Source organism: Pseudomonas purpurea (assembly GCF_039908635.1).
In the GTDB taxonomy this organism is placed as follows: Bacteria; Pseudomonadota; Gammaproteobacteria; order Pseudomonadales; family Pseudomonadaceae; genus Aquipseudomonas; species Aquipseudomonas purpurea.
Window position 1 is genome coordinate 320,146 of sequence record NZ_CP150918.1, and the last position, 24,409, is coordinate 344,554.

The 24,409-nt window shown below is 59.3% G+C and carries 20 protein-coding genes and 1 pseudogene; 11 read left to right on the forward strand and 10 right to left on the reverse strand.

The features are described 5' to 3' along the window. Positions 1-77: 77 nt before the first annotated feature. A complete protein-coding gene (yrfG, locus tag AABM54_RS01460) occupies positions 78-740 on the reverse strand; it encodes a GMP/IMP nucleotidase (RefSeq protein WP_347903253.1) in 663 nt (220 codons plus the stop codon). 223 nt (positions 741-963) lie between these two features. Here yrfG and nudE point away from each other — a divergent pair, with 223 nt between their 5' ends. Further along, on the forward strand, positions 964-1,530 hold the full coding sequence (gene nudE / locus AABM54_RS01465; protein WP_347903254.1) for an ADP compounds hydrolase NudE: 567 nt from the start codon (positions 964-966) through the stop codon (positions 1,528-1,530). Continuing rightward, positions 1,527-2,363, forward strand: a complete 837-nt coding sequence (cysQ, locus tag AABM54_RS01470) for a 3'(2'),5'-bisphosphate nucleotidase CysQ (RefSeq protein ID WP_347903256.1) — start codon at positions 1,527-1,529, stop codon at positions 2,361-2,363. Before nudE ends, cysQ begins: the two co-directional genes overlap by 4 nt. 68 nt (positions 2,364-2,431) lie before the next feature. On the opposite strand, the gene AABM54_RS01475 is transcribed toward cysQ, so the two are convergent. The 7 genes and pseudogenes from AABM54_RS01475 to rfbB all read right to left on the reverse strand — a co-directional run bounded on the left by AABM54_RS01475 (position 2,432) and on the right by rfbB (position 9,540). Continuing rightward, complete coding sequence (locus AABM54_RS01475; RefSeq protein ID WP_347903257.1) at positions 2,432-2,887, reverse strand: thioesterase domain-containing protein; 456 nt, start codon at positions 2,885-2,887, stop codon at positions 2,432-2,434. 50 nt (positions 2,888-2,937) lie between these two features. Further along, positions 2,938-4,324 (reverse strand): annotated as a pseudogene (locus tag AABM54_RS01480) (sigma-54-dependent transcriptional regulator). Further along, the gene (locus AABM54_RS01485; protein ID WP_347903258.1) at positions 4,321-6,129 is read right to left on the reverse strand and encodes an ATP-binding protein; all 1,809 of its coding nucleotides are present in this window, start codon (positions 6,127-6,129) and stop codon (positions 4,321-4,323) included. The pseudogene AABM54_RS01480 and the gene AABM54_RS01485 overlap by 4 nt, the downstream one beginning before the upstream one ends. 36 nt (positions 6,130-6,165) lie before the next feature. Continuing rightward, a complete protein-coding gene (rfbD, locus tag AABM54_RS01490; protein WP_347903260.1) occupies positions 6,166-7,047 on the reverse strand; it encodes a dTDP-4-dehydrorhamnose reductase in 882 nt (293 codons plus the stop codon). Further along, complete coding sequence (gene rfbC, locus AABM54_RS01495; RefSeq protein ID WP_347903261.1) at positions 7,044-7,589, reverse strand: dTDP-4-dehydrorhamnose 3,5-epimerase; 546 nt, start codon at positions 7,587-7,589, stop codon at positions 7,044-7,046. Before rfbC ends, rfbD begins: the two co-directional genes overlap by 4 nt. Beyond that, entirely contained in the window at positions 7,586-8,461 is an 876-nt protein-coding gene (gene rfbA / locus AABM54_RS01500; RefSeq protein WP_347903263.1) for a glucose-1-phosphate thymidylyltransferase RfbA, read from the reverse strand. The genes rfbC and rfbA overlap by 4 nt, the downstream gene beginning before the upstream one ends. Then, positions 8,458-9,540 (reverse strand): dTDP-glucose 4,6-dehydratase, encoded by a 1,083-nt coding sequence (gene rfbB / locus AABM54_RS01505; protein WP_347903264.1) that lies wholly within the window; start codon positions 9,538-9,540, stop codon positions 8,458-8,460. Before rfbB ends, rfbA begins: the two co-directional genes overlap by 4 nt. 201 nt (positions 9,541-9,741) lie before the next feature. On the opposite strand from rfbB, the gene AABM54_RS01510 reads away from it, so the two are divergent. The 4 genes from AABM54_RS01510 (at position 9,742) to AABM54_RS01525 (ending at position 15,395) form a co-directional block, all read left to right on the forward strand. Then, positions 9,742-12,654, forward strand: a complete 2,913-nt coding sequence (locus AABM54_RS01510) for an aminotransferase (protein WP_347903266.1) — start codon at positions 9,742-9,744, stop codon at positions 12,652-12,654. A gap of 303 nt (positions 12,655-12,957) precedes the next feature. After that, positions 12,958-13,836: an N-carbamoylputrescine amidase gene (gene aguB, locus AABM54_RS01515; protein ID WP_347903267.1), complete on the forward strand. Its 879-nt coding sequence runs from the start codon at positions 12,958-12,960 to the stop codon at positions 13,834-13,836. A 5-nt stretch (positions 13,837-13,841) separates the two neighbouring features. Beyond that, positions 13,842-14,948, forward strand: a complete 1,107-nt coding sequence (gene aguA, locus AABM54_RS01520; protein ID WP_347903269.1) for an agmatine deiminase — start codon at positions 13,842-13,844, stop codon at positions 14,946-14,948. A gap of 246 nt (positions 14,949-15,194) precedes the next feature. Further along, positions 15,195-15,395, forward strand: a complete 201-nt coding sequence (locus tag AABM54_RS01525) for a hypothetical protein (RefSeq protein WP_347903270.1) — start codon at positions 15,195-15,197, stop codon at positions 15,393-15,395. 58 nt (positions 15,396-15,453) lie between these two features. Here AABM54_RS01525 and AABM54_RS01530 read toward each other — a convergent pair whose 3' ends face one another. Further along, positions 15,454-17,547: a TonB-dependent siderophore receptor gene (locus tag AABM54_RS01530; protein WP_347903271.1), complete on the reverse strand. Its 2,094-nt coding sequence runs from the start codon at positions 17,545-17,547 to the stop codon at positions 15,454-15,456. 262 nt (positions 17,548-17,809) lie between these two features. Here AABM54_RS01530 and AABM54_RS01535 point away from each other — a divergent pair, with 262 nt between their 5' ends. The 3 genes from AABM54_RS01535 to AABM54_RS01545 all read left to right on the forward strand — a co-directional run bounded on the left by AABM54_RS01535 (position 17,810) and on the right by AABM54_RS01545 (position 20,455). Continuing rightward, positions 17,810-18,505, forward strand: coding sequence for a DsbA family protein (locus AABM54_RS01535; protein ID WP_347903273.1), 696 nt, complete (start codon positions 17,810-17,812; stop codon positions 18,503-18,505). Between the two features lie 27 nt (positions 18,506-18,532). Further along, entirely contained in the window at positions 18,533-18,928 is a 396-nt protein-coding gene (locus AABM54_RS01540; protein ID WP_347903274.1) for a nuclear transport factor 2 family protein, read from the forward strand. 237 nt (positions 18,929-19,165) lie between these two features. Then, complete coding sequence (locus AABM54_RS01545; protein WP_347903276.1) at positions 19,166-20,455, forward strand: OprD family porin; 1,290 nt, start codon at positions 19,166-19,168, stop codon at positions 20,453-20,455. A 109-nt stretch (positions 20,456-20,564) separates the two neighbouring features. Here AABM54_RS01545 and AABM54_RS01550 read toward each other — a convergent pair whose 3' ends face one another. Further along, positions 20,565-21,704 carry a hypothetical protein gene (locus AABM54_RS01550; RefSeq protein WP_347903277.1) on the reverse strand — a complete coding sequence of 380 codons (1,140 nt, stop codon included), beginning with the start codon at positions 21,702-21,704 and terminating at the stop codon, positions 20,565-20,567. A 794-nt stretch (positions 21,705-22,498) separates the two neighbouring features. Between AABM54_RS01550 and AABM54_RS01555 the strand changes: the two genes are divergently transcribed. Both AABM54_RS01555 and AABM54_RS01560 read left to right on the forward strand, forming a co-directional pair. Continuing rightward, positions 22,499-23,446: a retron St85 family effector protein gene (locus tag AABM54_RS01555; RefSeq protein WP_347903278.1), complete on the forward strand. Its 948-nt coding sequence runs from the start codon at positions 22,499-22,501 to the stop codon at positions 23,444-23,446. Next, positions 23,443-24,396: a retron St85 family RNA-directed DNA polymerase gene (locus AABM54_RS01560; protein ID WP_347903280.1), complete on the forward strand. Its 954-nt coding sequence runs from the start codon at positions 23,443-23,445 to the stop codon at positions 24,394-24,396. Before AABM54_RS01555 ends, AABM54_RS01560 begins: the two co-directional genes overlap by 4 nt. Positions 24,397-24,409 lie beyond the last annotated feature (13 nt).

Here is a 24,409-nt window from a genome sequence, read left to right on the forward strand (position 1 = left end):
TGTCTGAAGGTATGCGGATATCGATTTAAGGCCGCTTTGCGGCCCAGCGGGAGCAAGCTCCCTCGCCACAATGGACTCTAGAGTCCTGCAATCAGCTCGCGATAATCCCCCACCGCCGCAAACTCGGCGGTGTCTTTCGGTGCTTTGCGACTGTCCGGTTGGCTCACCGCCAACAGATGCCCCACACCAAAATCCCGTGCGCTGCGCAAAATTGGCAGGGTGTCGTCGATGAACAGGCTGCGTGCCGGGTCGAAGCCGATGTCGGCTTGCAAGGCGTCCCAAAACTGCGGGTTTTCCTTGGCGAAGCCGTAATCGTGGGAGCTGATCAAACGCTCGAAGTAGGGCGCCAACTCGATTTTTTCCAGCTTCAACGACAGCGAATCGCGGTGGGCGTTGGTGATCAGCACCACGCGTTTACCCGCCCGTTTGATCGCCGCCAGAAAGGTATCGGCATCCGGGCGCAACGCAATCAGGTGAGCCGTTTCCAGCTTCAGTTCCCGCACCGGCAGCTTCAACTCGGCGCTCCAGAAGTCCAGGCAATACCACTGCAACTGGCCGGCATTGCGTTCGAACAACGGCTGCAACTCCAGCTCGGCCATCGCCCTGCTGATGCCATGCAGTTCGGCGTAGCGTTGGGGCAGGTGCTCCATCCAGAAGTGGTTGTCGTAGTGCAGGTCCAGCAGGGTGCCGTCCATATCCAGCAGAACGGTGTCGATGTCGTGCCAGGGCAGTGACAGCATTGAAAACTTCTCCAGCGGTAAAGGATATCCGACATAAACAATCAAGAAAGCCACGGTTACAGGCTGATTTGAAAGCGTAGCGAGTGCAAGGAAAAAAACGGCGAGGACGGGGAGTCTACGAGTTGTAAATGACCCGTTTGAGCCGTTTCTTGACGCTGCAATCTTGAGCGCAGCAGCTTTCAAACAGCCTGTATAGTAACCCGCAATCGCCAAGGAGCCTTTCATGCGCCAGAAACCCACTGTACTCGCCCGCGAGATCGTCGCCACCACTCGTCTTTTTTGCGTCGAAGAGCTGCAACTGCGCTTTTCCAATGGCGTGGAGCGCACGTACGAGCGGCTGGTCAGCAAAGGCGTTGGCTATGGCGCGGTAATGATTGTGGCAATGATCGATGATGATCATGCCGTGCTCGTCGAAGAATACTGCGGCGGTACGGACGCCTATGAGCTGTCCCTGCCCAAGGGCTTGATCGAGCCGGGTGAAGACGTGTTGGCCGCCGCCGAGCGTGAGCTCAAGGAGGAAGCGGGTTTTGGCGCGCATCAGCTGGAACATTTGACTGAACTGTCGTTGTCGCCGGGTTACATGAGCCAGCGTATTCAGGTGGTCCTGGCAACCGAGTTGTACGAGGAACGGCTTGAAGGCGATGAGCCGGAGCCGATGCGGGTCGACCGGGTCAACCTGCGCGAACTGTCGGCCTTGGCACAAAACCCGCAGTTCAGCGAAGGGCGTGCCTTGGCGGCGTTGTACCTGGCCCGTGATGTGCTGACCGAGCGCGGGGTATTTTTGCCATGATCAATTTTCCACAGGTTCATCCGTTGCTGGCCCCGGTGGTCGAGTTGGCGCTCAAGGCCGGTGAAGTCATTCTGCCGTTCTGGCGCTCCGGCGTGGCAGTGACGGCCAAGTCCGACGATTCACCGGTCACGGCGGCGGATCTGGCGGCCCATCACTTGATCCTGGCCGGTTTGACGGCGCTGGACCCAAGCATTCCGGTGCTGTCCGAAGAGGACGCGGACATCGCGCAGGACGTGCGCAGCCGCTGGCAGCGCTGGTGGCTGGTGGACCCGCTCGATGGCACCAAGGAATTCATTTCCGGCAGCGAAGAATTCACCGTCAACATCGCGTTGATCGAACAGGGTCGCGTGGTGTTTGGCGTAGTGTCGATGCCGACTAACGGCCGCTGCTATTTCGGCGGCGCCGGGCTTGGCGCGTGGCGTGCCGACGCGGGTGAAACGCCGCAGCCGATCCACGTACGTGAAACACCCGGTGCGGGCGAAGCCTTCACCGTGGTTGCCAGCCGTCGGCATTCAAGCCCCGAGCAAGAGCGTTTGCTGGCCGGTTTGAGCGACAGCCTGGGTGAGCTGCAACTGGCCAACATTGGCAGTTCGCTGAAGTTTTGCCTGCTGGCCGAAGGCGCAGCGGATTGCTACCCACGACTGGCGCCCACCTCCCAATGGGACACTGCTGCCGCTCAAGGCGTGCTGGAGGGCGCGGGTGGCGAGGTGCTGGAGTTGAGTGGCGTGCCGTTCAGCTATCCGGCACGTGAATCGCTGCGTAATTCGTTTTTCCTGGCACTTCCGGCCAAGGCTGCCTGGCGGGAGAAATTGTTGGCGCTGGCCCGGGGGTGATGGGCTGATCCAGAGCTGCCGCCCTCACCCTAACCCTCTCCCGGAGGGTTAGGGGTGGCGCTCATGTCTTACCGGTGCAGCACGTACTGCCCGGTAAACTTCACCGCATCTTCATCACTGTCGGCGTTGACGATGCGCGTGTGCAACGTCAACCGCGCCCGGCCATAACGCTGGTACGTGGCCAGGAACTTCTTCCATGTCGCTGCGCCCGGCGCATCGCAGAGGGCAATCGCGTCGGTGGTGACCGGCAGCGGGTAGCTGATCTGGCCTTCCTGAATCACGATGTGCCCGTCCTCGACGCCTTCTTCGCGCAGGCGTAAATGCAACCAGCCCCAACCTGCCAACACCGCGCCGCAGTACAGGCTGCCGCCGAACATGGTGCTTTTGTGGTTGACGTTGGCTTTCAGCGGCAGTTGCAAGCGCAGTTGCTGAGCCTGCCAGTCGAGCACCTTCAGGCCCATGTCCCGTGTCAGAGGAATGTCGTGGTGCAGGATTGATTCCAGGTAACGGCTGTCGCGGTTCATGCACGGGCCTCGGGGCTCAAGGTGTCTGTTTAAAGGTTAGTCGGCGCGGCTCAATCGGGTTCGTCGCTGTTGTTGGCGAACGTCAGGCCGTGCTTGCGCAGTTTGTCGTGCAAGGTCTTGCGCGGTATGCCCAAGGCCTCGGCGAGGCTGCGCATGGAGTTGTGAGTGCGCGCCAGTTCGGCAGCGATCAGGCTCTTCTCGAAATTTTCCACCTGCTCGCTCAAACCGCCACTGAGGTCTGCCGTGATCGTGCCGGCGCTGCCGTCCGGCGCGTTGTTGTCCAGTTCCAGCTCCAGGGCCCAGGGCAAAGCGTTCGGCGGCGTTTTGCAGTTCGCGCACGTTGCCGGGCCAGGTGTGGCGCAGCAGCAGGGCGCGTTGCCCCGGTTGCAATTCGTGAGGGGGCAGACCGTGGCGGCCGCTGGCTTCGTCGGCGAAATGCTGGAACAGCATCAGCACGTCTTCACCCCGTTCGCGCAGCGGCGGGATGCGCAGCGGCGCGACGTTCAGGCGGTAATACAAGTCAGCGCGAAAACGCCCTTGGTCGGCCGACTGGCGCAGGTCTTCCTTGGTGGCGGCGATGATGCGGATGTCCAGCGGGATCAGTTGATTACCGCCCAGCCGCTCGACCACCCGCTCTTGCAGCAAGCGCAGCAATTTCACCTGGACATCCAGGCTCATGCTTTCGATTTCATCGAGGAACAGCGTCCCGCCGTTGGCGAATTCGAACTTGCCGATGCGGCGTTTTTGCGCGCCGGTGAAGGCGCCGGGTTCGTGGCCGAACAGTTCACTCTCGACCACCGACTCGGCCAGCGCCCCGGCGTTGATCGCCACGAATGGCCCGCTGCGGCGGTTCGACAAGTCGTGCAGGGCGCGGGCCACCACTTCCTTGCCGGCGCCGGTTTCACCGAGGATCAGCACGTCCGCGCGGGTGGCCGCCAGGGCGCCGATCTGCTCGCGCAGGCGCAGCATGGGCGCTGACTGCCCGACTAGTCGCGTGCTGAGTTCATTGCGGTCGCTCAGGGCCAGACGCAGGCTGCGATTTTCCAGCACCAGTTGGCGCAGGGCGAGGGCACGGCGCACGCTGTCGAGCAGGGCGTCGCTGGCGAAGGGCTTTTCGAGGAAGTCATAGGCCCCGGCGCGCATCGCCTGCACCGCCAGCGGCACGTCGCCGTGGCCGGTGATCAACAGCACCGGCAGCTCCGGGTCCTGGGCGTGCAACTCGCTCAGCAGTTCGAGGCCGTCCATGCCCGGCATGCGGATGTCGCTGACCACCACGCCCGGCCAGTCGCGCTCCAGGCGCGCGGCCAGGCCCTGGGCTTCGGCCAGCGGCAGGACTTTCAGCCCGGCCAGGTCCAGGGTCTGGCTCAGGGCCTGGCGCAGGTGGGGATCGTCGTCGATCAACACCACTTGCACCCGATTGTCGACGATGTTGCTCATGAGCTGCGGTCCTCGGACGGTTGCAGGCTGACACCGGGTGCGCCAGCGCGCAGCCGCAGGGTAATCAAGGCACCACCTTCCTTGTGGTTGGCGAACGACAGTTCACCGCCGAAGGCGCGCATCAGGGTGTCGCAAATGGCCAGCCCCAGCCCAAGGCCCTGGGTGCGGGTCTTGGTGGTGTAGAAGGGTTCGCCGGCCCGGCCCAGGGCTTCCATGCAGAACCCCGGACCGTTGTCGCGAATGTACAGATTGACGCCGTCGGAGGTGGATTCGGCACTCAGCCAGAGTCTGCGCGGCGGACCTTTTTCGGTCAGTGCGTCGAGGGCGTTGGCCAGCAGGTTGCCCAGCACCTGCCGCAGACGGGTTTCGCCGGCCTCGACCCACAGCGTGGCGGCCGGCAGGTCGCGGATCAATTCGACCTCCATGCTCCGCCGCCGCTTGGCCAGCAATGCCAGTGCATCGTCGAGTGCCGGTTGCAGGGCGACGCTTTCCGGCGCGTGGCGGTCGCGGCGGGCGAAGGCTCGCAGGTGAGCGATGATCGAGGCCATGCGCCCGGTCAGCTCGCTGATCAGTTTCAGGTTGCCACGGGCGTCGTCGGTGCGTTGATGGTCAAGCAGCACTTCGGCGTTTTCCGCGTAGCTGCGGATCGCCGCCAATGGCTGGTTGAGTTCATGGCTGATGCTCGCCGACATGGTGCCCAGCGCCGACAGCTTGCCGGCCTGCACCAGGTCATCCTGGGCGCGCACCAATTCCTGCTGCGCCTGCTCGCGCTCCAGTACTTCCTGTTTGAGGCGCCGGTTGAGGCCTTCCAGGTCGCTGGTCCGCTCCGCCACGCGCATTTCCAGTTCGCGTCGGGCCTTGGCTTCGAAGGCGATGCGTTCCAGGTAGTGACGACGACGCTGCATCAACAGCCCGAGCAGCAACATCACCACCAGCAACGTCGCGCCGCCAATGGCGACCACGGTGCGCACCGGGCGGTCGATCAGGGTGCGCGGGGCGAGGATGCTGACGCTCCAGCCGGTTTCCTCTATCTGCTGGGTCTGGGTCAGCCAGGCGCTGGGGTTGAGGTTCAGCGGTTTTGGATCGCGGGTCGGGTAGGGCTGGACCGCCGCGATGGCCTGGCGGTCGTCATCGCTCAGGGGGCGGGTCGCCCGAAAGCGCCATTCCGGGCGCGAGGTCAGAATCACCACGCCGTTGTGGTCGGTCAGCAGCAGTTGCTCCGGGGTTTTGCCCCAGAGGCTTTCGGTGTGGTCGAGGTCGACCTTGACCACCAGCACGCCGAGGATCTGTTCGCCATCGCGGACAGCGGCGGCAAAGAAGTAGCCACGTTTGGCCGAGGTGGTGCCCAGGCCGAAGAAACGTCCGAGGCGGCCCTGCATGGCCTCGCTGAAATAGGGGCGAAAGGCGAAATTGCGCCCGACGAAGCTGTCGTGTTTATCCCAGTTGGACGCGGCCAGGGTCTTGCCGCGTGTGTCCATCAGGTACATGACTTCAGCGCCAGTCTGGGCACTGATGTTTTTCAGGAAGCGGTTGGCATTGCCCTGGGTGACGCCATCGTCCGGTGCGCCCAGCACGGCCCGCAGCGCCGGCAGGTCGCCGAGGATTTGCGGCAGTACTTCGTAGCGGTGCAGGGTGCCCAGCAGGTTGGCGACGTAGAGGTCAAGGGTCTGACGGTTCTGCCCGGCCAGTTCGCTGCGGTAGTAACGCTCGGCCAGATGCTCCAGCGGCCACAGCAACGGCGCGAGGCACAACGCGAGCAGAGCGAGGCTGCGCCAGCGGGGTCTGCGGGGGAGGGTCGGGGTCATGAGCATCGGGCGCCTGTGAGTACAGGCGCATTATGCCTAGGCTTGTTCGGCAAGACACTCGCGCAGCGCGTCGCGCCAGTCGGGCTGGCTGACATTCCACTGCTGTAGCAGCCGGCTGCAATCGAGGCGTGAGTTCAGCGGGCGCGTAGCAGGCGTCGGGTACTCGCTGGACGGGATCGCCTCAAGGCTCGCGCACGGCAGGTGCCGGGCCTGCAACTGTTCGGCGATGGCCTGGGCAAAACCGAACCATGAGGTTTCACCTTGGGCGCTCAGGTGATAAGTGCCCCAGGCGCCAGCGTGGCCCGACTGCCAGCGTTCGATCAGGGCACGAGTGCTCCGTGCGATGGTGCCGGCCCAGGTCGGTGCACCGATCTGGTCCGCCACCACCCGCAGGTGTGGTTTTTCTTGCAGCAGGCGTTGCATGGTCAGCAGGAAGTTGCGCCCGTGGGTCGAGTAGACCCAACTGGTGCGCAGGATCAGGTGTGCACCACCGACGGCAGCGATGGCGTGCTCACCGGCCAGTTTGCTGGCGCCGTAGACGCCCAGCGGGTTGGGCGTGTCCGCTTCGGTGTAGGGCGCGGTTTTGCGCCCGTCGAACACGTAGTCGGTGGAGTAGTGGATCAGCGGGACGCCCAGCGCAAGCGCTTCCTCGGCAAACACCTGGGGCGCCGTGGCGTTGATCGTGAAGGCCAGTTGCGGTTCGCTTTCCGCCTGGTCGACCGCAGTGTGGGCGGCGGCGTTGATGATCAGGTCCGGGCGTAGCGCACGCACCTGCTGGCGGATCTGCTCGGGTTGCGCCAGATCAAGTTGCTCGCGTGCGCACACGATCACTTCACCCAGGCCCTTGAGGTGTTTTTGCAACTCAAGAGACACCTGGCCGTGCTGGCCGCTGATGAGGACTCTCAAGGGGGCGCTCATGCAAATACATCCGCCTCTTTGAACTGCACGCCAGCCTGGTCCTTGACGGACAGTTGGGGGGCTTCGGTCAGTTGCCAGTCGATGGCCAGGTCCGGGTCGTCCCAGCGAATGCAGCGCTCGGCCGATGGCGTGTAGTAGTCGGTGGTCTTGTAGAGGAATTCGGCGTAATCGCTGAGCACCACGAAACCATGGGCAAAGCCTTCCGGAATCCAGAGCTGACGGTTGTTCTGCGCCGACAGACGTACGCTGGCCCAGCGTCCGAAGTTGGGCGAGCTGCGGCGGATATCCACGGCCACATCGAGTACTTCGCCGGCGGTGACCCGTACGAGTTTTCCTTGAGTGTGTTCCAGTTGATAGTGCAGGCCGCGCAGCACGCCTTTTTGCGAACGTGAGTGGTTGTCCTGCACGAACACTTTACTCAGGCCGGTTGCCTGCTCGAACGCCTGCGCATTGAAGCTTTCGTAGAAAAAACCGCGCTCGTCACCAAATACCTTGGGTTCGATGATCAGAACACCGGGCAGTTCGGTGAGCGATACATTCATTGGTGTTCTCCCGCGATGGTGAAAAGGTACTGGCCGTAGCCGGTCTTGCCAAAAAACTGGGCACGCTCCAGCAGATGTTCGCGGTCGATCCAGCCGTTCTGATAAGCGATTTCTTCGAGGCAGGCGACTTTCAGTCCTTGACGGTGTTCGATGGTCTGCACGTATTGCGAAGCTTCCAGCAGGCTGTCGTGGGTGCCGGTGTCGAGCCAGGCGAAGCCGCGTCCGAAGCGTTCGACCTGTAGATCGCCGCGTTGCAGGTAGGCATTGTTGACGTCGGTGATTTCCAGCTCGCCGCGTGCAGAAGGTGTCACTGCCTTGGCGATTTTTATGACGTCGTTGTCGTAGAAGTAGAGCCCGGTGACGGCGTAGCTGGACTTTGGCTTCTTGGGTTTTTCTTCGATTGAAATGGCACGCCCTTCACTGTCGAAGTCGATGACACCAAAGCGCTCCGGATCCTTGACCCAGTACCCGAATACCGTTGCACCGGTTGAGCGTCGGGCCGCGTTTTTCAGTTGTTCGCCGAAGTACTGCCCGTGGAAAATGTTGTCGCCCAGGATCAGGCACACCGGGTCATCGCCAATGAACGCCTCGCCAATCAGGAATGCCTGGGCGAGGCCGTCCGGAGATGGCTGTTCGGCATAGCTGAAGTGCACGCCGAACTGGCTGCCGTCACCCAGCAGGTTGCGGTACTGCGGCAGGTCCTGCGGTGTGGAAATCAGCAGGATGTCTTTGATGCCCGCCAGCATCAGCACCGAGATCGGGTAGTAGATCATCGGTTTGTCGTAGACCGGCAGCAGTTGCTTGGAGACCCCAAGCGTAATCGGGTGCAGGCGCGTGCCCGAACCGCCCGCCAGAACAATGCCCTTCATCATGCAATCAGATCCTTAAAGTCGGTAAAACCCAGGCGTTCGCCCTGATAACTGCCGTCCTGAACCCGGCGGCACCATTCCAGATTTTGCAGATACCACTGGACGGTCTTGCGCAGGCCCGTTTCGAACGTTTCTTGCGGCACCCAGCCCAGCTCGCGCTGGATTTTGCCGGCGTCGATCGCATAGCGCTGATCGTGGCCGGGACGGTCCGTGACGAAGGTGATCAGGTCGGCGTAGTGCCCGACGCCTGCGGGTTTGTGTGGTGCCAGCTCTTCGAGCAGATGGCAAATACCGCGCACCACGTCGATGTTCTTCTGTTCGTTGTGGCCGCCGATGTTGTAGGTCTCGCCGACCACGCCTTCGGTGACGACCTTGAGCAAGGCGCGGGCGTGGTCTTCGACGTACAACCAGTCGCGCACTTGCAGGCCATTGCCGTACACGGGCAGCGGTTTGCCTGCCAGGGCATTGAGGATCACCAGCGGAATCAGTTTCTCGGGGAAATGGAACGGCCCGTAGTTGTTCGAGCAGTTGGTCAGCAGTACCGGCAAACCGTAGGTGCGCTGCCAGGCGCGGACCAGGTGATCGGACGCAGCCTTGCTGGCAGAGTACGGCGAACTCGGCGCGTAAGGCGTGGTTTCTGTGAACAGATCGTCGACGCCGTGCAGGTCGCCGTAGACCTCGTCCGTGGAGATGTGGTGAAAACGAAACGCGCTTTTCTCAGGTTCTGCCAAGCGCTGCCAGTAGGCGCGGGTGGCTTCCAGCAGGCTGTAGGTGCCGACGATGTTGGTCTGGATGAAATCCGACGGACCGTCGATGGAGCGGTCGACATGGGACTCCGCCGCCAGGTGCATGATCGCCTGTGGCGCAAAACGTTCCAGCACCGCGCTGACGGTGGCCTGGTCGACGATGTCGGCCTGCACGAATTCATAGCGGGTATCGGTTGCGATGCTGCTCAGCGATTCCAGGTTGCCGGCGTAGGTCAGCTTGTCCAGGTTGAGCACTTCATGGTCGGTGTGGGTAATCAGCTCGCGCACCAGGGCCGAACCAATGAAACCGGCGCCGCCGGTGATGAGAATGCGCATGTAGGTCGCCTGTTTAGCCTGAGACAGTCGTGAAGCGAAGGATCATAGCTTGTCGGCAGCACCGGGGTGGTGCAATAGGGGTGTTGGTCGGATTTGTCATTTATCGGGATTTCGCGGCGACGAGCGACTGACCTCCGGGGGTTGCTTATCGTCGGTCACGGTGGCGATATAAGCGCCTAATAAAATTTCAGGGGTTGATGTATGCCGCTCGCCACGTTGATTCATCGCGCCAGTCTGCCGGGCCCGCAGGTGACTGCACAGCAGGCGCTGGCGCTGTTGCGCGAACACTATGGGCTGAGCGGCACGCTGCAGGCGTTGGGCAGTCAGCAGGACCTCAATTACCGGCTCGACTGTGGGCAGGGGCGCTTTGTCCTGAAGATCTGCCGTGGCGATTATGCCGCGCTGGAATTGCAGGCCCAGCACGCGGCCCTCAAGCATCTGGCGACGAAATCCGGGGTGCAGGTGCCGCGAGTGATTCCGGCGAACGACGGCCGGGACCTGCTCACCCTGGAACTTGCCGGGCAAGAGATGCACGTACGCGTGCTCGACTACATCGAGGGGCAGTCGCTGACTCACCTCCAGCATTTGAGCCCGGCGTTGGTGTCAGACCTTGGCCGGCTCTGTGGCGAAATGGACCTGGCCCTGGCCGGGTTCGAGCATCCGGGGCTTGAGCGAACGTTGCAGTGGGACGCCCGGCACGCGCAGGCGCTGATCGCTCATCTGCTACCGGTCATCAGTGACGAGCGTCAGCGCGCCTTGATCGCCGAGGCCGCTCGCAAAGCCGGGCAGCGCTTGCAGCCGCTGCTGGCGAACCTGCCGGTGCAGGCGATTCACATGGACATCACCGACGACAACGTGGTCTGCCTGCGTGATCAACAACGTCACTGGCAGTTGCAGGGCGTGATTGATTTCGGCGACCTGGTCCGCACCTGGCGCATCACTGATCTGTCGGTGACCTGCGCGGCGTTGTTGCACCACGCCGAAGGTGATCCGTTCTACATCCTGCCGGCGGTGCGGGCGTATCACGCGGTCAATCCGTTGCAGCGCGAAGAGTTGCAGGCCCTGTGGCCGTTGATCGTTGCGCGGGCGGCGGTGCTGGTGCTCAGCGGTGAGCAGCAGGTGAGCATCGATCCGCAGAATCAGTACAGCCGCGACAACCTGAACCACGAGTGGGAGATTTTCCGCGTCGCGACCTCGGTGCCCTTCGAGTTGATGGACGCGGCGATTCTCACCGCCGTCGGCGAGTCGCTGCCGGCCATTGTCAGCGAAGGTTTCGCGCCGTTGCTGCCGAGCCTGGTGGGCCGCGAGTTCGCCTTGATCGACCTGGGTGTGCTGAGCGAGCATTTCGAGGCGGGCAACTGGGAGCAGGCGGGCATCGATCAGCGTTTACTGGTCGAAGCGGCCCGCGTGCACGGGTTGGCAGCCAGCCGTTATGGGCAGTACCGTTTGTCCCGCACCCGCCCGGACAGCGCGGTCGAGCCGGACACCTGCCCGTTGCATGTGGCGTTGCAGGTGCCGCTCGGTACGCCCGTGGAGGCGCCGTTTGCCGGCGTGTTGCACGTGTTCGCCGATGGCCGGGTGCAACTCGACAGCGCGCAGTTGAGCGTGCATTTGTGGGGCGTCGGCGCGTCGTTGCATTCGGGGGCCGCGCTGCTCAAAGGGCAGGTGCTGGGTGAGGTCTGCGGGGCGTTGCAGGTTCAGTTGAGCCGTGGCGCGGAATTGAATCCACCGCTGTTTTGCACGCCGTCCCGCGCAGCGGCGTGGCAAGCCTTGTGCCCATCACCTGCGACCTTGCTGGGGCTCGCTTGCGACGCGCAGGTCGAGCTGGATCCGCAGGCCTTGCTGGCCCGTCGTGACGCGAGTTTCGCCCGTTCGCAAAAACACTATTACACCGACCCGCCGCGTATCGAGCGGGGCTGGCGCAATCACCTGATCGACATGCAAGGCCGTTCTTACCTGGACATGCTCAACAACGTCGCGGTGCTCGGCCACGGCCACCCGCGCATGGCTGCCGAGGCCAGCCGCCAATGGTCGTTGCTCAACACCAACTCGCGGTTCCACTACGCGGCCATTGCCGAGTTTTCCGAGCGCTTGCTGGCGTTGGCGCCGGACTCGATGGACCGGGTGTTTCTGGTCAACAGCGGCACCGAGGCCAATGACCTGGCGATTCGCCTGGCGTGGGCCTACAGCGGCGGTCGTGACATGCTCAGCGTGCTGGAGGCGTATCACGGTTGGTCGGTGGCGGCAGATGCAGTGTCGACCTCGATTGCCGACAACCCCAAGGCCCTCAGCAGTCGCCCGGACTGGGTGCACCCGGTGACTGCGCCGAACACCTATCGCGGCGAATTCCGCGGCCTCGACAGTGCGCCGGACTACGTGCGCAGCGTTGAGCACAACCTGGCGAAAATCGCCGGGCAGCAGCGGCAACTGGCGGGGTTCATTTGCGAGCCGGTGTATGGCAACGCGGGGGGGATTTCGCTGCCGCCGGGTTACCTCAAACAGGTCTATGCGCGGGTTCGTGCCCAGGGCGGCGTGTGCATTGCCGATGAAGTGCAGGTCGGTTACGGGCGTATGGGCACGTTCTTCTGGGGCTTCGAAGAGCAAGGCGTGGTGCCGGACATCATCACCATGGCCAAGGGCATGGGCAACGGCCAGCCGTTGGGCGCGGTGATCACTCGCCGGGAGATTGCCGAAGCGCTGGAAGCCGAGGGTTACTTCTTTTCGTCGGCCGGTGGCAGCCCGGTCAGTTGCCGGATCGGCATGGCGGTGCTGGACGTCATGGAGGAGGAAAAACTCTGGGAGAACGCGCAGGTTGTTGGCGGCTACTTCAAGGAACGGCTCGAAGCCTTGATCGATCACCATCCATTGGTGGGCGCGGTGCATGGCTCAGGTTTTTATCTGGGGGTGGAGTTGATCCGCAACCGAGAAACCCTGGAGCCGGCCACCGAAGAAACTACCCTGTTGTGCGACCGCCTGCGTGAGTTGGGCATTTTCATGCAGCCGACCGGCGACTACCTGAACATCCTCAAGATCAAACCCCCGATGGTCACCACGCGCCAGAGTGTGGACTTCTTTGTCGACATGCTGTCGAAGGTACTCGCAGAAAGTCTGTGAACATCTACTCCATGTGGGAGCGAGCTTGCTCGCGATAGCGGCCTTCAATTCAACGTCTATGTTGGTTGGCCTGGCCTCATCGCGAGCAAGCTCGCTCCCACAGGGGTGGCGTTCAAGTTCGATTGTTATCTGGGTTAACGTTGGATATTTCGACATAAGGCATATTTATCGCTTTGAAAGCCGATTTTTATCGGCTATAAAGTCGCCGTACGCCACGGCGTGAATCATCACGCCCGGTCGTTCCCGTTTCTGTCATCGGTCCATGTCACCCTCGACCCTCTGCGCTTGCCCAGGAGATGATTCATGAGTCGTATCGTTACCGTCGCCGCTACCCAGATGGCTTGTTCCTGGGACCTTGAGGCCAACATCGAGACCGCTGAAAAGCTGGTCCGTGAGGCTGCTGCCCAAGGCGCGCAGATCATCCTGATCCAGGAATTGTTCGAGGCCCCGTACTTCTGCCAGAAGCCGAACCCGGATTACCTGCAACTGGCCACGACCGTCTCCGACAACGTCGCCATCAAGCACTTCCAGAAAATTGCCAGGGAACTGCACGTGGTGTTGCCGATCAGCTTCTACGAACTGGCGGGGCGCGCACGTTTCAACAGCATTGCGATCATCGATGCCGACGGCAGCAACCTCGGGATTTATCGTAAAAGCCACATCCCGGACGGTCCTGGCTATCATGAGAAGTACTACTTCAACCCGGGCGATACCGGCTTCAAAGTCTGGAACACCCGTTACGCAAAAATCGGCGTGGGCATCTGCTGGGACCAGTGGTTCCCGGAATGCGCCCGCAGCATGGCGTTGCTGGGCGCGGAAATCCTGTTGTACCCGACCGCCATCGGCAGCGAACCGCACGACAAGAGCATCTCGTCCCGCGATCACTGGCAGCGCGTTCAGCAAGGCCATGCCGGTGCCAACCTGATGCCGTTGATCGCCAGCAACCGCATCGGCAACGAAGAACAGGACGGCTACGACATCACCTTCTACGGCTCGTCCTTCATCGCCAACCAGTTTGGCGAGAAGGTGCAGGAACTCAACGAAACCGCAGAAGGCGTGCTGGTTCACAGCTTTGACCTCGACGAACTGGAGCACATTCGCAGCGCCTGGGGCTCGTTCCGTGATCGTCGCCCGAACCTATACAATGCGATCAAAACCCTCGACGGTTCCCTGGAGTCCTGATCACCATGACCACTTTACACAGCACCCCACGCGCCGACGGCTTCTACATGCCCGCCGAGTGGGCGCCACAAACCCAGGCCTGGATGGTCTGGCCCGAGCGTCCGGACAACTGGCGCCTGGGTGGCAAGCCTGCACAGGCCGCGCACGTGGCGGTGGCCAAGGCCATCGCACGTTTTGAACCGGTGACCGTTGCCGTGTCGGCGGCCCAGTACGAAAACGCTCGCGCGCGTCTCGACGTGCCGAATATTCGCCTGGTCGAAATGTCCAGCGACGACGCCTGGGTCCGTGATACCGGCCCGACTTTCGTCATCAATAACAGTGGCGAAGTTCGTGGTGTCGACTGGGATTTCAACGCGTGGGGCGGCTTTGACGGCGGCCTGTATTCGCCGTGGAATCGTGATTCGCAAGTGGCCGGCAAGATCCTCGAGATCGAGCGCAGCCCACGCTACCGTACCGAAGGCTTCGTGCTCGAAGGCGGTTCGATTCACGTCGATGGCGAAGGCACGCTGATCACCACCGAAGAGTGCCTGCTGAACCGCAATCGCAACCCGCACATGAACCGTGCCGAGATCGAAGCCGTGCTCAGCGCGCAGTTGGCTGTGGATAAAATCATCTGGCTGCCGGACGGTTTGTATAACGACGAAACCGACGGCCATGTGGATAACTTCTGCTGCTACGTGCGTCCCGGTGAAGTGCTGTTGGCCTGGACCGATGATCCGCAAAATCCGAACTACCCGCGTTGCCAGGCTGCGATGAAAGTGCTGCAAGGCAGCACCGACGCCAAAGGTCGCCCGTTCACGGTACACAAGATGCCGATTCCGGGGCCGCTGTTCGCGACCGAAGAAGAGTGTGCCGGCGTGGACCCGGTGGACGGCACGCAGGAGCGCAATCCGACGGTACGTCTGGCCGGTTCCTACGTGAACTTCCTGATCGTCAACGGCGGCATTATTGCGCCGAGTTTCGACGACCCGCTGGACGCTCCGGCAAAAGAGATTTTGCAAAGCCTGTTCCCGCAACATGAAGTGGTCATGGTGCCGGGTCGTGAACTGTTACTGGGGGGCGGCAACATCCACTGTCTTACCCAACAGCAGCCTGCGCCGTGCAAAGGTTGAGTGGACTTGTAACAGCCGGTGTCGTTTGATTGACGCTTTTTATGATGGCTTAAATCTTACGATGCACATCAAGCCCGCCGCCCTTATGGGCTGCGGGCTTTTTTGTGTCCGTACGTCGGAAAGTATTACGCCTTGGCATAGCTCTTGTATCACCCTGAGGGTACTTCTCGGGAATGTAGAACGGCGATGTTCTGTCATAAACCTTGGATAAGTTAGCCGCTCACGAACCAGGAGAGAGCGCTGGAGATGAACATGGTCAGCGAGCGGACATCGCATCCCTTGGCAATGAATAGCGAATCGCTTCAGGTGCTCGCGCAATGGTTGAAGTCCAACGGAACCCGTCAGGTCAGAGAACCTGACCCCCGCCGGATCATGGTCGAGCGCTACCCCGCTGGATTGTTCAGCGAAGCAGAACTTGAAGCGTTGTGGGATGTGATGGAAGGATAGAAACCAAAGGATTGGTCAAAGCGCTGCCAGAAGGCAGCGCTTTTTTTTGCCTGGTGTTTTAGAAGCTGTAAGTCCCGGTCACCACGAGGCTGCGCGGTGCGCCCGGCTGGATCTGGAAGGCGCTGGTGGACGACGCGTAGTACGTGTGGTCGGTGATGTTGTTCAGCGCCGCGCGCAGGTCCCAATCCTTCTGACGGAAACCGGCCAACGCATCCCAACGGCCATAGCCCGGCAATACGGTGGTGTTGGCGTTGTCGGCAAAACGGTCGCCCACCAGCGTCAGGCCGGTTTCGGCGTACCAGCCCATCTCCGGTTTCCAGGTGAGGAACACACTGGCGTTATGCTTGGCGACGTTGGTCACGCGTTTGCCTTCCAGGCCGTTGTTGTCCTTGACCACGGTAGCGTCCTGAATACCCACACCGCCACGCATGGACCAGTTACCGGTGATCTTGCCGGCGGCGGTCAGTTCGATGCCGCGTGAACGTTGCTCACCGGTGAGTACCATCAAACCAGGGTTATCCGGATCGCTGGTACGACGGTTGTAGAGTTCCAGCTCATACACCGCCAGCGTGGTGCTCAGGCGGTTGTCGAACCAGTCGCTCTTCACGCCGATTTCTTTCTGCTTGGTCAGCTCGGGGCTCAGGTCGTTGGTGTTGCCGGCTACGCCCGGTGTGATGCCGATCAGGCCACCACCGACCGGCGAGAAGGTCTTGGTCCAGGACGCGTAGAACGAATGGTTTTGCAGCGGCGTCCAGACCACGCCGACCCGTGGGCTGGTGCTGTGGCTGTCGCGGTCTTCACTGATGTTCTTGAGCTTGTTGGTCGACTCGATGTCGAAGGTGTCGTAACGCAGGCCGGCGAGCAATTGCCATTGATCGTTGAGGCGCAGTTGATCCTGCACGTAGACGGCGCGGCTTTCGACTTCGGTGTGGGAGTTGCTGAAGGTTTGCATGCGCCCGGTGTGCACGAGGCCGCGGTCCGGGTTGTAGAGATTCTGTTCGGGCACGGGTCGGCTGCCCGGTCCGGATGGGGCGGCGTTGTACAGAATCGGGTCGCGGCGCTGGCTGCCGATCTCAATCCCCGTGAGCAATCGATGCTCAAGGCCAAAGGTGTCGAAGCTGCCTTCGAGTTCAAGGTTGTTGAACACGTTGCGGGTGTTCAAATCCTGCTGCCAATGCTGGCGCGTGTACTTTTTGGTCTTGGTGTTGAAGCCGGTAACGTAGGTATTGTCGAAATCGCTGTTGAGCTTGAACACGCCAAGGGTATGGCGCAGTTGCCAGTTGTCGGCGATTTCGTAGCTGAGTTTCGAGCGCAGGGATTGGGACTTGTCGTCGATGAAATCGTGCTCGCCCCCGTAGGTGGTGTCGCGGCCGACATCGGCCGGGCGGCCGCCGACACCCGGAATCCCGCGATCCGGTGTGCGGTTGTAGCGGCTGTATTCGTACTGCACCAGCCAGTTCAGGTCAGGCGTGAGCTGCCAGCTCATCGACGGTGCGAACAACTGGCGATTGCCGCTGATGCCGTCGCGGAAACTGTTCTGGTCCATGTTGCCCATGTTCAGGCGCAGGCTGAGGTTTTCCGACGGGTCGGTGCTCAAGTCCGCATACAGGCTGCGCAGGTCTTCGCTGTCGCCCTGGGCTTCGATCGTGGAGCGGCGGCCGAACTGCGGCAACTTGCTCACCCGGTTGACGATCCCGCCCTGGCTGCCACGGCCGTACAACACGGCGGCCGGGCCTTTGAGCACTTCGATGCGCTCGATGTTGTGCAAGTCGCGCACGTACTGGCTGTCGTCGCGCACGCCGTCGAGGTAGAAGTCGTTGCTGGCGTCGAAGCCGCGAATGCGCAGGCTGTCGAAGCGGGTGTCGGCGGCACTGCTGACGTTCGGCATACCGCTCAGTGCGGTGCCCAGGTCATTAGTACCGTAATCGGCAACATTCGAGGTTTTTACTGAGTCGATGGCCTGCGGCACATAACGTACAGGCGTCGCTGTACGGGTGGCAGTGCTGACTTCCTTGACGCGCGGATCATCCAGGTCGGCTTCGGCGCTGATCGAAGTGGCGGGCAATGTCGTAGGGGCAGCGCAGGTAAATCCGGCCGACAACAAGGAGCAAAGCCCCAGTGTGATGGGCGTAAAGCGGAAGGGAGCAGGCATCTGAAGCGCATCCGGGAAGGTTGGAAAATTCGAGGGTGCGAATGGTAATGCTTGCTATTTACTTTCGTTAACTATTCCTGAGTTGCTGCTTGGGTAGATTGTTTCAAATTATGTCAGGAGTGTGTCTGACGAGTCATAAAGGCGCGGTCAGCACATTCGACCGATTCGCGAAACAGACTAAAAGCCAATCCGGCGTTTTTCGGTTACCCGCAGAGGCCTAACCTGCCGGCATCGAATCAACACGACTTTGCTGGAGCCCTCCATGTCTGCTGCGACCCTTCACTACATCTACGATCCTCTGTGCGGCTGGTGCTACGGCGCCAAACCGCTGGTACAAGCTGCGCAAGCCGTGTTGCCGGTGAGTGCTCATGCGGGCGGCATGATGACCGGTGCCAACCGGCAGACCGTTTCGCCGCAACTGCGCGACTACGTGATGCCCCACGACCGGCGCATTGCCGAATACACCGGTCAGCCATTCGGCGAAGCCTATTTTGAAGGGTTGCTGCGCGATCACACGGCCGTGTTCGATTCGGCGCCACCGATTGCCGCCGTGCTGGCGGCTGAACACCTCGCCGGTCGTGGGCTGGAACTGCTCGGACGCTTGCAGACCGCACACTACGTGGAAGGTCGGCGGATTGCCGATGAAGCGGTCCTGTTGGAAGTGGCCGTCGCCATTGGCCTGGAAGCCGAAACCTTCAAGCGTGAGTTCAAGGACGCCCAGGCAAACGAAATCCAGGGCCATATAAAGGACAGCCGCGCCTTGCTGGCCAAAGTCGGGGGGCAGGGTTTCCCGACGTTTGCCCTGGAACACAACGGTGAGTTCACGCTGGTCGACATCAGTCCGTGGCTGGGCAAACCCGAAGCGTTTGCCGCATGGCTGAGCGAATCGGTGGGTGTGCCGGCCAACGAATCGTCTTCAGCGATTCAGGCCTGTGGCCTGAACGGTTGCGCACACTAATAGCCATCACCCGACGCGGAGCGACTTATGGATAACCTGAACCTGATCAAAAGCACCTATGAAGGCGCGAACTCCCAGGAAAATGCGCGCAACACCGAGGCTGTGTTGGCGGCCGATGCGCGCTGGACCGAAGCCGCCGGGTTCCCCTATGCCGGCACTTACGTGGGTTTCGATGCGATTGTCGAGAACGTCTTCAAGCGCCTGGCCACGGAGTGGGAGGGGTTTCAGTTCAAGGTCGAGAGCTACGTTGCACAGGGCGACAAGGTATTTGCCTACGGCAATTACAGCGGTGTTTACAAAACCACCGGCCGACCGATGAACGCGCGCGTGGCCCATTTGTGGACATTGGCGGACGGTAAAGTCACCCACTTCGAACAATTCGTCGACAGCCATACCGTGCATTTGGCTATCGCTGGCAAGTGAATTCTTAGACGATTTTCGCCTATTCACAGACGATTCACGAAATTGACACACCGTTAAGGGCGCGGCTAGGATTCGCCCCAACGCCTGTGGCCAAGAGCCATAACTGAAAAAAATAACAAAGGCCCGACACGATTTTTCGTGGCCGGGCCTTTTTGTTTGCGGGTGAAAAAGAGCGCTGAACGCGCCGCATCACCCCACCGGTCACAGCGCGTATCAACCCGTAATAAGGAAAATAATATGTTGAACAAGCGGATCGGTCTGATCGCACTGGGGATTCTGAGCGCTACTCAAGCCATGGCTAACGACCAGGCTGAGTCCAAGGGTTTTGTTGAAGACAGCAGCCTGAAAGTGCTGCTGCGCAACGCCTACATCAATCGCGACAAAAAAGACGGCAATCCCGACCAGCGTGAATGGGGTCAGGCAGCCATTGGTACCTTCTCGTCGGGTTTCACCCAAGGCACTGTCGGTGTGGGCGTTGATGCCTTCGGCCTGTACGCCTTGCGTCTGGACAAGGGCAGCCATAGCGGTTTTGGCGGCGTCGACTTCTTCAAGACCAGCAACAACGGCAACCATACGCCAGCGGGCGACCTGGCCAAGGCTGGCGCTGCGGTCAAGTTCCGTGTGTCCAACACCGTCCTGACCTACGGCGACCAGATGCCGGCCCTGCCGGTGCTGAACTACGACAATTCCCGCCTGCTGCCTGAAAGCTACACCGGCACCCTGATCACCTCCAAGGAGATCAATGGCCTGGTGCTGGACGCCGGTCGTTTCACCGCCGAATCGCGCAAGAGCGCTGAAGGCCGTGACAGCGGTGGCCTGAAGTCCATCAACGTGTTGGGCGGCAGCTACCAGTTCACCAAAGAGTTCAAGGCAGCGTTGTACGCTTCCGACGTTGAAGACGTCATGAAGAAACAATACGTGAACCTGAACTACGTGTTCCCGTTGGCCACCGATCAGTCCCTGACCCTGGACTTCAACGGCTACCGCACCGAACTGGACAAGTCCTACGCCGAGTTGAAAAACGCCGGCGGCGAAGACAACAAAATCTGGAGCCTGGCCGCCACCTACGCCACCGGCCCGCACTCGTTCACCCTCGCCCACCAGCGCAGCACCGGCGACAGCAACCTGGGCTACCCGTACGGCGGCTACCAGAACGCGGGTAATCGTACAGGCGATGGCGGCAACACCATCTACCTGGCCAACTCCTACTGGTCCGACTTCAACGCTGAAGACGAACGCAGCTGGCAACTGGCCTACGGCCTGGACTTCGGCGCCTTTGGCGTACCGGGCCTGACCTACAACGTGGCTTACGTGCGTGGTGACAACATCACCACCAAGGACAGCACCGGCGGCACCGAGCGCGAGATCTTCAACCAGTTCAAGTACGTGGTCCAAAGCGGCCCGGCCAAAGACCTGAGCGTAAAACTGCGCAGCTCGATCCTGCGCGTGTCGAAAAAGTCCTCGGACTACAACGACAGCGGCAACGAACTGCGTGTGTTTGTGGAATACCCGATCAACGTCTTTTGATGTGGGTTGCGTGAACCAGGGCCCTGATGCAAGGCTCAACTGAAAAAGTCCCGACTGGTTCGGGGCTTTTTTGTGCGGAGGGAAATCAACGCATTCAGTGCGCCCGCTATCAATCTGGCGCCATCGCAAATTTGAGTGCATTCCCGTCGAGGTACACCAGTGCTTCCCGGCCGTTGAACTCGATCGAGTGTCCGGAAACCGCTTCATGTTCCGGCACGATCTTGGACAGGGTCTTGGTCGCCAGATCAACACGCCAGATGCAGGCGCGGGCCCCGTTATTGTCGAAGTAGAGCACGGGCCGGGTTTCGCTCCAGGTCGGGTTGACGATACCCCAGCCGGTGTCCGGAATGCCGGGAGCATCCGGGTCGGCGACACGCTCGGCATAGGTGCCGAACGCTGCTACTGGGTAGTTCAGCGTCAGTTGGTTGTTGAGGGTATTCACGTCTTCGGTCACGTTGGCTTTGGCATTCAGCAAGGTGTTCGACGGCACCTGAAAGACCTGAGTACTTTCTTTGGGCGCCTGGCGCGAGGCGATACGGTAGGCCATGCCTTTTTGCAGATTCCCGGCCTGGTGTTGGCGGTAGTAGAAAACGCCATCCGAGATCCCTGCGAAACGCATGCCCTGGTCATTGCGGGCGGGTGCCGCCCAGCCGACGAAAGCGACCTCACTGGCGATAATGTGCAGGCCAGGTTTGTTATCGACGTATTCGTACAAGTTACCTACATACCCGGGTTCGTCGGGACGGTATTTACCCACGAAGAGCACCACATGCAGGACCCCTGAAATGACAGCTGCATCAACGATCTGCTGGTCTCCACCGGCTCGAACACCTTCAAACGACGCGAGGGTATAGCGATCCCAGGGTTCGTCTTCGGTCATGGAGTAACGCTGACCCGGAGGAAGGGGTTTCAGGGTGGTCTGGTCTACAGGGGCGACAAGTGTTGCCGGGCTCAGTAGACGCTGTTGCGTACGGTAGGCGTCCTCTAGACACGATACGGTTTCGCACTCATTGCGCACATCGCTCAGCCACTGAGTTTCCATCAAGCGAAACACCTGAAGGTGCTTCAGCCCTTTGTACTGTTCGTTCAGTTGTTCATCCAGCGCTGAAAGCACAGGCGTGCCGCAAATGGTTCTTTCCACCTGCGTGGTAGCTTTCGCACAGTCGAACCCGGCGGCTTGAGCGCTGGGGGAATGCAACGTCAGCATGACGAGGACGGAGGGAATGATCGAAAGCAGCGGGAGCTTCATGAATACGTCCTTGTTGCGCAGCGTTGAGCGCTGTTCCGGTGTGTTAAGGCAATCCGAGCCGGGGACATTAAACTGAAACCCCAGAAACAACAAAGCCCTCGCATTTCTGCGAGGGCTTCGTTTTGTATGGTGCGGCACCAGACGAACGGTATGTTTCGGCGAGACTAGGTTTTTCGGGCGTCTGGAGTTCGCTGGAAAATTCGGCGTACCCCAACTAGTAACTATAAATAAATCAGCTAGTTATGGCGTTAGGTGGAATCGAATCCGGGATTTTTTAGATGTCAGCACATTGTCGGTCTGTAAGTAATTCAGAGCCGCATACGAATGGTAAACCTCCTGAATTAGAACGTTGTCGATCATCCCTTCCTTAGAGAATAGGCAGGAATCCCCCAAAAGCTGCCGTGTCGACAGGCAGCAGACGGCCAATAGCAGGCGGTCAAGAAGGTCAGATATAAACCCAAAGCGGCCCCTCGCGTTGGTCAGTCGATTCCGTCCAGGGGATCGGCTCACATCCTTGGATGGCCATCACAAATCTCACTCGGAAACAGAATATGTGGGGCTATGAGACCTGAAAATTAAAATTGACAATGCTGGCGTTCTGCCCTAGAAAGGAGGTCTCTTTACGCGTTTAGAGCCAGATACTAGTCGTTGAAGGCTTAGTCAGGCGTTTCGCCAGACTCAATTGCATTGCGTTGTTTTATTCCGCAGACAAGATCTGCGGCCCTACGCTCCTTCGTCGCTCCGGTCCACAGATCTTGTCTGCGGCTGAATCTTGGTAAAGAGCCCTTTTTCGCATGGATCCGCGACATATTCTTGCTGATGTAGATTTGGATGAGAGTAAAATTTACTTCTCCAAGAATCCGATTGTTCTACTCTGCGGGGGCTATGTCCCTGAAAAAGAACATGCAGATGCAAAGGACCCTCCCGTCCGTTCTCTTCGTGATGCTTTGAAGCGCAAAGCGCTCAGTATGATGAAGGCACCCCACATTTTTCGGCCAGAAGAGATTAAGTCGTGGCATGAAGATGGGGTCTATCGAAACCTGATGGATTTCGAAGCAGATCTTGCGAGCATCTGCTCACTCATTGCAATCACCGTTGAGAGCGACGGCTCCATTGCTGAGCTAGGTGCTTTTTCGCAGTTACCAGATTTTCAAAAAAAACTCATAGTATTTGTACCTGAAGAATATGCGGACGATAAATCTTTTATCAACCTTGGAATTCTTAGGCATATAAACGAAAGGCACGGAAGCGGCGTTAAGGTTTATCCTTGGAATCCAAAGTATCCGCTTGAGATTCCAGAGCATGTTGTTACAGGCGTTATGGATGATATTGTAGAAGAACTTAATGCTCTGAAAAAAACACAAAGCCTGTCTCTTGGTAATAATATTCATATTGTCGTTCTAATATACGAGTTGATTAGGCTTTTTGTTGCTCTTAAGGAAAGCGAGATTGTTGAGGCGATTAAGGGGCTAGGCAAAGATATACATCGTGATGATGTGCGGCGAAAAATATTCTTGTTGCAAGAGTTTGAGTTTATTAAGAAGATCGGTGGGTATGGTGATTCAAAATTTTACGCCTGTGGTAACGAATCTTTTCATACGCTCCGCTTCGCTCTTAAAACGGGAGGTATGGTTGACACATTAAGATTGAAAGTAGAATGCGTCGATTATTACAAAGCAGCGACATCCGAACGAAATCGCAACAGGGCTATTGAACAAGCAAAGTTAGGGGTTGCGAAATGAGCGAATATAATTTTCGTGAACACCTTTCAGATGAGTTTATGATTTCTGAACACGAAGTCGTTCGATTGCTGGTTAGGGCTCCATATGCTTACAAGCGCTATACTATCCCGAAGAAAAACGGTGGTGTTAGGCCGATCGCTCAGCCTGCCAAAGAAACTAAAATCATCCAAAACTTTATGATGAATTTTTGGTTTTCTAAGTTGCCGGTGCATGAGTGCGCAGCGGCGTATAAGCACGGAGCAAGCATTAAAAATAACGCTGAGCGGCATGTTGGCTGCTCATATATATCAAAATTTGATTTTGTTAATTTTTTCGGGTCAATAACTGAAGTCGATGTACAGACTTTACTGTCTAGAGTATTTCAGGGGCAATTGTCTGAAAGAAGCATTGCCGATATGGCTAGGATGAGCTGCATTCGCGATAAAGCAACAGGGCGTTTGGCTCTTAGTATTGGTGCTCCATCTTCGCCAGTGTTGTCTAATGCAGTCATGTTTAACTTTGACTCGGTCGTAAGTCAGTGGTGCTTTGAGCGTGACATTATCTACTCACGATATGCAGATGATCTAACATTTTCCTCCAATGAAAAGGGCAAAACTTTTCTTGTAGAAGAATTTCTTCAGGGTACTCTCAAGGAACTACCTGAGCCTGGGCTATTGCTCAATGCAGATAAAACGGTTCATGCCTCTAAAAAGAACCAGCGGCGAGTCACCGGACTAGTGCTGAGCAACGACGGTAATGTGACTATCGGTCGTGATAGAAAGCGGTTGATTAGCGCAATGATTCATCATTTTATACTAGGTCAACTTGATCGTAAGTCGATTGCACATTTGCAAGGTCTCATAGGTTTTGCCCAAGATGTCGAGCCATTGTTTGTCGCTAAGCTTAGAGGCAAGTACACTTCAAAAGTTATTACTGAACTTATGAGGTTGCGGGGTGAAAAGCGTAATTGAGCCTGCTGCGTAA